The organism is Lutibacter sp. A64 (assembly GCF_022429565.1).
Classification (GTDB): domain Bacteria; phylum Bacteroidota; class Bacteroidia; order Flavobacteriales; family Flavobacteriaceae; genus Lutibacter.
Genome location: NZ_CP092487.1, coordinates 3,391,581 through 3,404,082, shown reverse-complemented (window position 1 = coordinate 3,404,082; position 12,502 = coordinate 3,391,581). Strand labels below are relative to the sequence as shown.

Here is a 12,502-nt window from a genome sequence, read left to right as displayed (position 1 = left end):
CTCTTATTTTTTGTGTTTAACCAAAAGGTCAACAAGTGAAATTGAAGCGTCTTCCATATTGTTTACGATACTATCTACTTTAGAGATAATGTAGTTATAAAAAATTTGAAGAATAATTGCAACAATTAAACCAAATACTGTTGTTAATAATGCTACTTTAATACCACCGGCAACAACTGTTGGAGAAATATCACCAGCTTGTTGAATTGAATCGAACGCGCTAATCATACCAATTACTGTTCCCATGAAACCAAGCATTGGTGCTAATGCGATAAATAAAGAAAGCCAAGAAATGTTTTTCTCTAATAGACCCATTTGAACTCCACCATAACCAACAACTGCTTTTTCAGCTGCATCTACACCTTCATCCATTCTATCTAAACCTTGGTAAAATATAGAAGCAACAGGCCCTTTTGTATTTCTACAAACCTCTTTGGCTGCCTCTACACCACCAGATGCTAGTGCATCATCAACTTTATTAACTAATTTCTTAGTATTTGTAGTAGCCATGTTTAAATAAATAATTCTTTCAATAGCAATTGCTAACCCTAAAATTAAGGCTACTAATACAATTCCCATAAAAAATGGTCCACCCTCAATAAAACGTTGTTTTAATTCTTGGTGAAATGTTTTTGTTTCGTCGTTTGCAACTTGTTCTGTGTTTGCTGCATCTTGTGCAATAGCTTTAGGTGCTGCTCCAAATAACAATAACCCTGTAATTGCAAGGATAGTAAATACTCTTTTCATCGTGTGTAATAGTTAATTTATTAATTTTACGGTTAAATATATAATTTTTTAAACAAATAGTAATAGTATAAAGAGTAAGTTTAAAAGTCTTAATGACTATCAAAAGTCTCTTTTCGTATCAAACTTTTGCGAAGGCAAGTAACAAAAAATTGTTGAATTTTGAAAATTTTAGACGCACTTTAAATTTTTTATTTACAATAATATATTATTTTTCTATTTATACAAAAAACACTGTTTATTTTAATAATTCATTATTAAAAAAAATAAATTGTTGTTTTTTATTTAAAAAAGCCTATAAATCTTCACGCATTTCACCTCGCAAAGATTTCTCAAATACTGCTTTAAACTCATTTTTAGGAAGATTTTCGCCCAATAAATACATTAATTTTGCCAATGCAGACTCTGTAGTGATGTCTTTTCCATTAATAATTCCTATATTTTTTAAGTGTTCACTCGTTTCATAATGCCCTAAAATTACACTTCCACTAATACATTGTGTAACATTTACAATGTATATTCCTTTACTTATTGCCTTTTTCAACAAATTAATAAACCAACTTTGTGTTGGAGCATTACCAGAACCATAGGTTTCAATAATAACGCCTTTTAAATTTTCTATAGATAAAATAGCATGTATTACTACTTCTGTTATTCCTGGAAATATTTTCAAAATAGCTATATTATTATCTAAGTTTTTTCTAACTTTTAAAGGCTTATCATCTACATTTGATTTAAACAATAGCTCTTTAGAGAACTTTAAATAAACACCGCTTTCTCCTAAGGGTGGAAAATTTGGGGAATAAAATGCTTGAAAATGTTCTGCATTAACTTTTGTTGTTCTATTTGCTCTATATAATTTGTATTCGAAATACAGGCAAACTTCAGAAATAACAGGCAATTCTTGTTCTTGTGAAGATGCTATTTGAATAGCTGTAATCAAATTTTCTTTAGCATCGGTTCTTAAATCTCCTATAGGTAATTGAGAACCTGTGAAAATTATTGGTTTTGATAAGTTTTCAAACATAAAACTAATTGCAGATGCAGTATAAGACATGGTGTCGGAACCATGTAAAATAACAAAACCATCAAAATTGTAATAATTTTCCTCAATTATTTCAGCTAAAATCACCCAGTTTGAAATATTCATATTTGAAGAATCTATAGGCTCTTCAAAAGAAACACTTTCAATATTACAATGCAATAGGTTTATTTCTGGTATATGCGTTAAAAGTTTATCAAAATTAAATGTTTTTAATGCTCCTGTATTAAAATCTTTAACCATACCAATGGTTCCGCCTGTATATATTAAAAGTATTTTAGGAATTTTTGTCATTTTGTCTTAATGCTTATATTTGGAATAATTTATGCTGTAAATTTACCAAATTAAAATACATTAACTAAAAAAGAAATTATGATAGGATATTATATAATAATTGGTGGTATTTCATTAGTAAGTTGGTTGGTAAGCCAACAATTAAAAAGAAAATTTAACTACTACTCTAAAGTTAGATTACAAAATGGTTTAAGCGGAAGAGAAATTGCTGAAAAAATGCTTCGTGATAATGGAATTTACGATGTTAAAGTAATTTCTACTCCAGGAAGGTTAACAGACCACTACAACCCTACTAATAAAACCGTTAATTTAAGTGAGGCCGTTTACAATGAACGTAATGCATCTGCTGCTGCTGTTGCTTCTCACGAGGTTGGGCACGCTGTACAACACGCACAAGCTTATCAATGGTTGCAAATGCGTTCTAAATTAGTTCCTGCTGTTAGCATTACCTCTAAATTTTCTATGTGGTTAGTTATTGGTGGCGTAGTTTTAGGTGCTGCGTCTGGTAATTCTCCAATTGGATTCACAATTGCTGTAATTGGTTTGGCTATGATGGCCTTAGCAACTATTTTTAGTTTTATTACCTTACCTGTTGAATATGATGCAAGTAATAGAGCATTGGCTTGGTTAAAAACAAATAATATGCTTACCAACACAGAACAAGATGGCGCTAAAGATGCCTTAAAATGGGCGGCTAGAACTTATTTAGTTGCTGCATTAGGATCGTTAGCAATGTTATTTTATTGGGGTTTAAGAATTTTTGGATCTAGAGATTAAAAATAATTACGAGTTATAAATTACATATTTAAAAAGACCTAACAGTTTTAATAATTGCTAGGTTTTTTTATAAAGTTATTTGCCTATCTATTGGTTGATCTAATGAAATAAACGTTTCTGTACGAGCAACTCCTTTAATAAATTGAATTTCTTCATTTAAAACCTTCATTAAATGTGTATTGTTTTTACACAATATTTTTATAAAAACAGACCAATTTCCTGTGGTATAATGACTCTCAACTACTTCTGGAATTTCTTTTAACCTTTTTATTACCGAAGTATATTTACTGGCATTATCTAAATGCACACCAACATAAGCCATAGTAGTATATCCAAGGATTTTTGGGTTTATTATAAGCTTTGATCCTGCTATTAATCCACTAGATTCTAATTTTCGCAATCTTTGATGAATTGCCGCACCAGAAATTCCAATTTCCCTAGCAATCCCTAAAATTGAAGTTCTAGCATCGTGCATTAAATGTTTTAAAATAATTTTATCTATACCGTCAATTACTACGTTTTGATGCTTCATAATTCTATTATTTAAAAAAAGTCTAAAAAAAAGGTTGTTTTAAATATTTAAAACAACCTTTTTTAATTTTAATTTAAAAATTTATTCATCCTCCTCAACTGGTTGGATTTTAAAATCTTCCATAAATTTTGTGGTATAGTTTCCAGAAATATAATCTGGGTTCTCCATTAATTGTCTATGGAATGGTATTGTGGTTTTTACACCTTCAATTACAAATTCATTAAGAGCTCTACGCATTTTATTAATTGCTTCTTCTCTAGTTTGAGCAGTAGTAATTAATTTTGCTATCATAGAATCGTAATTTGGAGGTATTGAATACCCAGCATATACGTGAGAATCTACTCTAATTCCATGTCCACCTGGAACATGTAATGTTGTTATTCTTCCCGGTGAAGGTCTAAAGTCGTTAAAAGGATCTTCCGCATTAATTCTACATTCAATTGAATGTAATTTTGGAAAATAATTTTTACCTGAAATTGGAATACCTGCCGCTACTTTAATTTGTTCGTAAATTAAATCGTAGTCAATAACTTGTTCAGTAATTGGGTGTTCTACTTGAATACGCGTATTCATTTCCATAAAATAGAAATTCTTATGTTTATCAACTAAAAATTCTATTGTTCCAGCTCCTTCATAAGAAATATGTTCTGCGGCTTTTACAGCAGCTTCTCCCATTTTTTTTCTTAATTGAGCAGTCATAAATGGAGATGGCGCTTCTTCTGTAAGTTTTTGATGGCGACGTTGTATTGAACAGTCTCTTTCAGATAAATGACAAGCTTTTCCAAAAGAGTCACCAATTATTTGAATTTCGATATGTCTAGGTTCTTCAATCAATTTCTCTAGATACATATCTTCATTACCAAATGCTGCACCCGCTTCTTGGCGAGCTGCATCCCAATGTATTCTTAACTTTTCTTTTTCCCATACAGCACGCATTCCTTTTCCACCACCACCTGCTGTTGCTTTTAACATTACAGGGTATCCCATTTCATCTGCTAAGGCTTCAGCTTCTTCAAATGTTTCTAAAATACCTTCTGAACCAGGAATAGTTGGTACACCTGCGGCTTTCATTGTTGCTCTTGCAGAAGCTTTATCACCCATTTGACTAATCATCTCAGCTGTAGCACCAATAAATTTTATTCCGTGTTCTTCACATAATTTAGAAAATTTAGCATTTTCAGCTAAAAAACCATAACCCGGATGAATTGCATCGGCATTTGTTATTTCGGCTGCAGCTAAAATTGCTGACATTTTTAAATATGATTCACCACTAGATGGTGGTCCAATACAAACTGCTTCATCAGCAAAACGCACATGTAAACTTTCTGCATCTGCAGTTGAATATACAGCTACTGTTTTAACTCCAATTTCTCTACAAGTTCTAATAACTCGCAGTGCAATCTCACCTCTATTGGCTATTAATATTTTTTTAAACATACTTACTTCTGTTTGTCAAAATTTAAAAAACAATATCCAAAATTCTTTGGAAATTGAAAATTAAAAATTGTGGTTTTAATTATGATGGATCTACTAAAAATAGAGGTTGACCAAATTCAACTGGCGTACCATCTTCTACAAGAATTTTAACAATTTTACCAGTAACTTCAGCTTCAATTTCATTAAAAAGTTTCATTGCTTCAACCATACAAACTACAGTATTTGTAGATACATTATCTCCAACTTCAACAAAAACAGGTTTATCTGGAGATGGTTTTCTATAAAAAGTTCCAATTATTGGCGAAGTAATTTCAATAAATTTAGACTCTTCTGTAGTAGCATTAGCTGCTTGTTGTGTTTCTTGTGGTTGGGTTGGAGTAACAATTTGATTAGGCATTGCCATTTGAGGCATACCTAAAGGTGCTTGTTGTACAATTGTAGTCTCTGTTTTTTCAGACCCAGTTTTAATGGTAATTTTAATGTCTTCCATTTCTAATTTAACTTCACTTGCACCAGATTTAGCTACAAATTTAATTAGATTTTGAATATCTTTTAATTCCATAATATTCACTTAGTTTTTAAAAGTTAATTAATTTAAGAGTTATATGCCCATTTAAAGTAAATAGATCCCCATGTGAAACCACCACCAAATGCAGCAAAAATTATTTTATCTCCTTTTTTAAGTTGTTTTTCGTAATCTGCTAAAAGCAATGGCAATGTAGCTGAAGTAGTATTTCCATAGTTTTGAATATTCATCATAACCTTAGATTTATCTAATTCAATTCTATTAGCAGTTGCTTCTATTATTCTTTTATTAGCTTGATGTGCTGCAAGCCAATCTACAGTTTCTTTAGTTAAATTGTTGCGTTCTATTATTTTTACCGCAACATCTGCCATATTAAAAACTGCATTTTTAAATACTGTTTTTCCTTCTTGAAAAACAAAATTTTCTCTTTTATCTAATACTTCTTTTGTTATAGGATAACAAGAACCTCCTGCTTTTGCTCTTAAAAAATCTCTTCCAGATCCATCACTTCTTAAATACTCGTCTTGCAAGCCAAGTCCTTCTTCATTTGGTTCAAACAATGCAGCGCCTGCTCCATCTCCAAAAATAATACAGGTTGCTCTATCGGTATAATCAATCATAGAAGAACATTTGTCTGCCCCTATAAGCAATACTTTTTTATACCTTCCAGATTCTATATATCTAGATGCTACTGACATTCCATATAAAAAACCTGAACAAGCTGCTTCTAAATCAAATCCAAAAGCGTTTATTGCACCAATTTCAGTTGCTACAAAAGCTGCTGTTGCAGCTGCTTGCATATCTGGAGTTGCCGTTGCAACAATAACAAGTTCAATTTCTTTTGGGTCTAATTTTTTTTTATCAATAAGTTCTTGAGCAGCTTTAATAGCCATAAATGAAGTTCCTAATCCTTCTCCCTTTAAAATTCTTCGTTCTTTAATTCCAGTTCTTGATGTTATCCATTCATCATTAGTATCGACCATTTTTTCTAACATTTGGTTAGTTAAAACATCTTCTGGAACATATTTCCCTACGGCTGTAATTGCTGCGGTTATTTTTGTCATAATACGGTTTCTTTTTAATAAAGAAAGAGTTTCAAAGTAATGAAATTTATTTTTAATTATTTGCCAATTTCATCATTTTTTAAAAAAATGATTATAAAAAACAAAAAAAACCCTCAAAATGAGAGTTTTTTACCATGTTATATTATAATAAATTAAGCTTGACTTTCAACTGAATCTATTACTATTTGACCTCTATAATATAGCTTTCCTTCGTGCCAATGAGCTCTGTGGTATAAATGAGCCTCTCCTGTTGTAGGATCAACAGCTACTTGAGGAGCTACAGCTTTATAATGAGTTCTTCTTTTATCTCTTCTTGTTTTTGAAATTTTTCTTTTAGGATGTGCCATTACTCTTATTTTTTTCTATTAGTATGCTCTTTAATTTATTCCATCTAGGGTCAATATCATCTGAATCGACATCTAAATGATTTTTTTCTGTTTTATTATCTTTTATTTCAAATTCATTTAATTTATCTAATATTTCAGATTTTAATGTACCGTCTTCTACACCTGGATGTACTTTTTTTATTGGTACTGCTAAAACAATTGCTTCATATATATACTGTGCTATATTTAGTTTATAATCTGAATGTGGAATAATTAATAATTCATCATTTTCATTATTAAATTCATCCCCAAATTTTACAATTAAAAACATTTCCGTTTCTATTGGTTGTTGAAATAACTCGTTTGTAATATCACAAGCAACTTCTACACTACCAGAAAACGAAAAACTTAATTCAAACAATGTAGGTTTCTTTAAAAAAGACAAACTTACATTTACATTTGAATTGTAAAACTCTTCATAATTAAAAAAATCAAAGAACTCTTTATCTATATTATAATCAAACTGATGCATTCCATCTTTTAAACCTATAAAAGAAATATCGAAATTTTTTAAATCTTTCATAATAGAAACTTCAATTTGAGCGTGCAAAGATATAAAAATTAAACATACATTTTTTAATTTAAATCAATAATTTTATAAAATTATTTTCTTTGATTGGATTTTAAAATGTTTTCAGTCAAACTTTTATACTCTTCACGGGTTTTAAAAACTTTTATTGCAGTAAATACTGCTTCTTTAAAAGAATTGTTATTTGCAATACCTTTCCCTGCTATTTCATAAGCTGTACCATGGTCTGGAGATGTTCTTAAACGGCTTAAACCCGCTGTAAAATTAACTCCTTCTCCAAAAGATAGTGTTTTAAAAGGCGCTAAACCTTGATCGTGATACATGGCTAAAATACCATCAAAATTTTTATAATTACTTGAACCAAAAAAACTATCGGCAGCATAAGGGCCATATACTAATTTACCTTCATCTTGAATTTCTGAAATAGTTGGTCTAATAACATCATCATCTTCATTACCTATTACTCCGTGGTCTCCACAATGCGGATTAAGTCCTAAAATTGCAATTTTTGGCTTAGAAATAGCAAAATCTTCTACAAGAGTTTTATAAAGTATTGCTACTTTTTTCTTAATTAAATCTGGTGTAATATTTTCTGAAACCTTTGCAATTGGTATATGCCCGGTAATTAGACCTATTCTAATTGAATCTGTCATTAAAATCATTAAACTCTCTCCTTCTAATTTAGATTCTAAAAATTCTGTATGGCCAGGAAATTTAAAATTTTCAGATTGTATATTATCTTTATTAATTGGAGCAGTTACTAAAACATCTATTGTTTCGTTAGCTAGTTCAGCAGTTGCAGCTTCAAGAGATTCGAAAGCTAATTTACCCGACAATTCTGTTGGTTCTCCTAATTTTAATTCAATATCTTCTTTCCATATGTTTAAAATATTTACTTTACCAGGAACAGCTTTATCTATTTGTCTAATACCATTAAATGGCACATTAAGGTTCATGCTTTTTTTATAATTGTTAATTAATTTTGTACTTCCAAATATTATTGGTGTACAAAAATCTAACATGCGTTTGTCTGAAAAGGTTTTCAAGATTATTTCTATTCCAATACCATTAAAATCTCCAATAGAAATTCCTAATTTTATTTTTTCAAATTTATCCATAAATAAGGTTATAATGCTTAATTTTGAGACTTCAAAAGTAATCAAATAAATTAATAAAAGTATGTTTACAGGTATAATAGAAAGCTTAGGAGTTGTTAAAAATATTATTAAAGAAGGTGATAATATACATATTACCATAGAAAGTGATTTTACTTCTGAACTAAAAATAGACCAAAGTGTTGCACATAATGGTGTTTGTTTAACAACTGTGGCTATAGACGGAAAAGAGTATACTGTAACAGCAATTAAAGAAACCTTAGATAAATCTAATTTTAAACATTTAAAAATTGGTGACAAAGTAAATTTAGAACGCGCAATGATTCTTGGCGCTAGACTAGATGGACACATTGTACAAGGTCATGTAGATCAAACCGCTGTTTGTACAAATGTTACCAAAGAAGATGGTAGCTGGGTTTTTACTTTTGAGTACGATAATTCTCTAAATAATATTACTATTGAAAAAGGATCAATTACAGTAAACGGAACCAGTTTAACAGTTGTTAATTCTAAAGGCAATACTTTTTCTGTTGCAATTATACCGTATACGTATGATTTTACAAATTTCCATACATTTAAAAAAGGAACTGTTGTAAATTTGGAATTTGATGTTATTGGAAAATATGTAGCAAAATTATTAAACAAATAAATTTTTAGTATGCTACTTATCTAGATTACTATTAAAATTAAATATAGCGCAGTCTAATTTTTCTTCATCAAGCTTTATATTTGAAATACGGTACTGAATTAGTTTAAACCTAGAAATAGTATATATAGTTGTTTTTTCAATTTTATATTTTGAACGTTTATGGTAGTGAAATTTGCTTTCTTTAGGCTTTTCATTATAATTATTTTCAATAAAAGTGTCTATTTTTTTTGCTAACTGATTTATAGGCTTTTTTTTAGCGCTTAAAGCTAAATAATAGGAAGTTTTACTTCTAAAACTATTTTTTATTTTAGCTAAAAAATAAAAATCTTTTTTTTCGATACGAATAGGCTTATACTCTATAGGTAAAATAATTTCGAGTAAAGACCTAAAATTTTGTACACTATCAATAGTAAACAAAAACTCATTTTTTTTCATTATATCTATATAAGTTTAATGATATTATATTCAGTTACAACAATAACCTTATGATATTTTAAGTATAAATTCTTTTAATAAACAGCATATATAAAACAAATGAAAACTTATGAAATAAGTGAAAATTAGTTTGTAAATTAAATTTTATATATAAGGATAATTTAATATTTAAATACCAAATAAAGTCCAATAAATAAACCTATACTAATCAAGTATAAATCTTTTATTATTGGACCTTATTTTTATCCCCAATTAATTGTTGTTTGCTTTAAAAGCTAATTTGAAATCATTTTCATGTTTTTAAGACACTTTCATGTTTCAAATTTATTGTCCCTATTAAACAATAAAAGTTACAAATAGATGGAATCTTCTATCGTTTTAACAAACAATATGATTTACTGATTGATTACCTCAGGGTTTACAATCACAAATTCTGTTCTTCTGTTTAATTGGTGTTCTGCTTCTGAACATTTAACGCCATCAGAACATCTGTTTACCAATTGTGTTTCTCCATAACCTTGTCCTGTTATTCTTGAAGGATCTATACCTTGTGAGATTATCCATTCTACAGATGATTTTGCTCTTCTGTTTGATAATGCCCAGTTGTATTGGTCTGATGCTCGACTGTCTGTATGAGATCCTGAAGCTATTTTTATATTCGGGTATTTTTTCATTATTTGTACCACTTTTGCTAATTCTATTGCAGCATCTGGACGTATAAATGACTTGTCTAAATCAAAGTATATTGGATCTATTTTTACTAATAATCTACCATCTACATTTACAAACTCATTAGAATCTAAACTTAAGCCTAATTCCAATTCTAAATCGCGTTCATCTGTGGTTGTAAACACCTCACTATCTTCACTGTAACTTTCTTTTGTTCCAACAACTTTATATGCTGTTTCACAATCTACTTTAAAACTAAAAGTGGCAAACTTATCGGCTATTACACTTTCTAGTTTTTCTCCTTCTGCATCATATAATGTTACTAAAGCTCCTGGTAATAATGCTCCTGATTGTTTTTCACGTACTTGACCTGCTACTAACTGCTCACAAGGTAAAACGCTTTCTGTTGCTTCAAAATAATAAATATCATCATCTCCGTTTCCTCCGTCTCTATTTGATGAAAAATGTCCCCAATTTTGGCCTGGCTTCTTTACAAATGAAAAATCATCGCCTACACTATTTATTGGATATCCTAAGTTTTTTGATGCTGTTAAGGCTCCTTCTTCTTCTATTTGAACTGCATATACATCTAATCCTCCATTGCCTTCAAAATAACCATCTGATGAGTAATAAAGCACATTATGCTCGTCTATAAATGGAAACATCTCTTTTCCTGAGGTATTTACATTTGGCCCTAAATTTTGTGGTGTTCCATAACTTCCATCTTCATTTATTGCCACTACAAATATATCTGTAGAACCTAATGTGCCTGGCATATCTGATGTAAAATACAACTTGTCTTCTTCTGCATTTAACGATGGATGTCCTGTTTGGTAATTATCACTATTAAATGGCATAGGGGTAATATCAGTCCATTCGCCATCTTCACCTACAGTTGCTTTGTATAATTGGATTAAAACCCAACCTTCTTCGTCTTTTGTTATCGATTTATTTATATAGTTATTTCTTGAGAAATAAACCGTTTTTAAATCTTTGGTAAAGGCTACGTTAGATTCGTGATATTTTGTATTGATTACTTCTGAAAAACGCTCTACATCTATTAATTCTCCTTCTTCGCCTATGGTTCCTTTAAATAATTCTAAATAAGGTTGATGGTTGTAATACCAGTTTCTTTTTCTTATTGATTTATCTTTTCGTGATGATGCAAATACGGCTTCATTTTCTCCATAATAGGTTACTCCAAAATCTGCCAATTTTGTGTTCTCAGAAATGTTTTTTATGCTATAACTTACTTCTTGTGCATTGATAAACCCTGCACAAAATAATAGTATAAGTAGTGTAATTTTTTTCATATTTCTGTTTTTTTATTTTTAAAAGAATCTTGGACTCTTCAGTTTTTTTCTATTAAAATCAAATAATAAAAGTATTTCATGTGAGCCTGAATTGAAATCTCCGAATTTTGAAGTTGTATAATCGTAGGCATAACCAACTCTAAAATCGTTATTTACCTGAAAGCCAATCATTCCACTTATAGAATCATCAAACCTATGAGACAATCCTAATTCGACACGTTCATCTATTAATAGATTTAGTGATAAATCTACAGATAATGGTGCTCCTGCTGTGGCTTTTAGCATAGTAGATGGCTTTAATTTTAAATTGTCTGCAATATCAAACACATAACCTGAAGTCAAGAAATAGTGCATCTTTTCTGAGGCTGTACTTACAATTCCTCCATCTTTTTCTAAGTGACGTGTCTCTAAAAAATTTGGTACTGATAATCCTGCATAAAACCTATCTGTATAATAATACACACCGGCTCCAAAATTCGGTGAGGTTTCATGAACTGGTATATTTAATGGGTCTGGATCTATCATTAACAATTCACGTACATCCATAAAAGTAACTCCGGCTTTTAATCCAAACGCCAACCTTCCTGTGCTTGAGGTGAAAATTGTATATGAAAAATCTGCATAAACATTATCTTCCTTTACTGGTCCTATTTCATCGTGAATTACGGATAATCCTAATCCTACAGCGCGACCTACTGGAGAATGCATAGCTAAAGTAAAGGTTTGTGGTGCTCCTTCTACTCCAACCCACTGTGTTCTTCCTAATAATCCTATACTTGTTACTCCTTTTGAGCCTGCATAGGCCGGGTTTAGTATATTCATATTATACATATACTGAGTATATTGTGGATCTTGCTGTCCAAAAACCGTTGTTAGTGACATTAAGGCGAAAACCCCTAAAATTAATCTGAATTTTTTCATAAACATGCTTTATAAAATATGAAAGGAAAGAGAGTTTTATTAACCCTCTCTTTCCTAAAATTAGTGTTT

Annotated in this window: 14 protein-coding genes; 2 read left to right on the top strand and 12 right to left on the bottom strand. The window is 30.1% G+C overall.

What is annotated here, in order from left to right:
- Positions 1-3: 3 nt before the first annotated feature.
- Both MKD41_RS13880 and MKD41_RS13875 read right to left on the bottom strand, forming a co-directional pair.
- A complete protein-coding gene (locus tag MKD41_RS13880) occupies positions 4-747 on the bottom strand; it encodes a MotA/TolQ/ExbB proton channel family protein (protein ID WP_240242933.1) in 744 nt (247 codons plus the stop codon).
- A gap of 292 nt (positions 748-1,039) precedes the next feature.
- Positions 1,040-2,080: an asparaginase gene (locus MKD41_RS13875; protein ID WP_240242932.1), complete on the bottom strand. Its 1,041-nt coding sequence runs from the start codon at positions 2,078-2,080 to the stop codon at positions 1,040-1,042.
- A 78-nt stretch (positions 2,081-2,158) separates the two neighbouring features.
- On the opposite strand from MKD41_RS13875, the gene MKD41_RS13870 reads away from it, so the two are divergent.
- The gene (locus MKD41_RS13870; protein ID WP_240242931.1) at positions 2,159-2,857 is read left to right on the top strand and encodes a zinc metallopeptidase; all 699 of its coding nucleotides are present in this window, start codon (positions 2,159-2,161) and stop codon (positions 2,855-2,857) included.
- 67 nt (positions 2,858-2,924) lie between these two features.
- Here MKD41_RS13870 and MKD41_RS13865 read toward each other — a convergent pair whose 3' ends face one another.
- The 7 genes from MKD41_RS13865 to pdxA all read right to left on the bottom strand — a co-directional run bounded on the left by MKD41_RS13865 (position 2,925) and on the right by pdxA (position 8,449).
- Entirely contained in the window at positions 2,925-3,389 is a 465-nt protein-coding gene (locus MKD41_RS13865; RefSeq protein ID WP_240242930.1) for an Lrp/AsnC ligand binding domain-containing protein, read from the bottom strand.
- A gap of 81 nt (positions 3,390-3,470) precedes the next feature.
- Positions 3,471-4,826: an acetyl-CoA carboxylase biotin carboxylase subunit gene (gene accC / locus MKD41_RS13860; protein WP_240242929.1), complete on the bottom strand. Its 1,356-nt coding sequence runs from the start codon at positions 4,824-4,826 to the stop codon at positions 3,471-3,473.
- Positions 4,827-4,905: 79 nt separating this feature from the next.
- The gene (gene accB / locus MKD41_RS13855) at positions 4,906-5,388 is read right to left on the bottom strand and encodes an acetyl-CoA carboxylase biotin carboxyl carrier protein (protein WP_240242928.1); all 483 of its coding nucleotides are present in this window, start codon (positions 5,386-5,388) and stop codon (positions 4,906-4,908) included.
- A 32-nt stretch (positions 5,389-5,420) separates the two neighbouring features.
- Entirely contained in the window at positions 5,421-6,416 is a 996-nt protein-coding gene (locus tag MKD41_RS13850) for a beta-ketoacyl-ACP synthase III (RefSeq protein ID WP_240242927.1), read from the bottom strand.
- A gap of 152 nt (positions 6,417-6,568) precedes the next feature.
- A complete protein-coding gene (rpmF, locus tag MKD41_RS13845) occupies positions 6,569-6,763 on the bottom strand; it encodes a 50S ribosomal protein L32 (RefSeq protein ID WP_240242926.1) in 195 nt (64 codons plus the stop codon).
- Complete coding sequence (locus tag MKD41_RS13840; protein ID WP_240242925.1) at positions 6,750-7,325, bottom strand: YceD family protein; 576 nt, start codon at positions 7,323-7,325, stop codon at positions 6,750-6,752. The genes rpmF and MKD41_RS13840 overlap by 14 nt, the downstream gene beginning before the upstream one ends.
- Before the next feature lie 80 nt (positions 7,326-7,405).
- Positions 7,406-8,449: a 4-hydroxythreonine-4-phosphate dehydrogenase PdxA gene (gene pdxA / locus MKD41_RS13835; protein WP_240242924.1), complete on the bottom strand. Its 1,044-nt coding sequence runs from the start codon at positions 8,447-8,449 to the stop codon at positions 7,406-7,408.
- 61 nt (positions 8,450-8,510) lie between these two features.
- Here pdxA and MKD41_RS13830 point away from each other — a divergent pair, with 61 nt between their 5' ends.
- Complete coding sequence (locus MKD41_RS13830; protein WP_240242923.1) at positions 8,511-9,095, top strand: riboflavin synthase; 585 nt, start codon at positions 8,511-8,513, stop codon at positions 9,093-9,095.
- A gap of 12 nt (positions 9,096-9,107) precedes the next feature.
- On the opposite strand, the gene MKD41_RS13825 is transcribed toward MKD41_RS13830, so the two are convergent.
- From MKD41_RS13825 to MKD41_RS13815, 3 genes are all read right to left on the bottom strand, one after another.
- Positions 9,108-9,530 (bottom strand): hypothetical protein, encoded by a 423-nt coding sequence (locus MKD41_RS13825; protein WP_240242922.1) that lies wholly within the window; start codon positions 9,528-9,530, stop codon positions 9,108-9,110.
- 395 nt (positions 9,531-9,925) lie between these two features.
- On the bottom strand, positions 9,926-11,512 hold the full coding sequence (locus MKD41_RS13820) for an OmpA family protein (RefSeq protein WP_240242921.1): 1,587 nt from the start codon (positions 11,510-11,512) through the stop codon (positions 9,926-9,928).
- Positions 11,513-11,530: 18 nt separating this feature from the next.
- Complete coding sequence (locus tag MKD41_RS13815; protein ID WP_240242362.1) at positions 11,531-12,433, bottom strand: PorP/SprF family type IX secretion system membrane protein; 903 nt, start codon at positions 12,431-12,433, stop codon at positions 11,531-11,533.
- Positions 12,434-12,502: the final 69 nt, after the last annotated feature.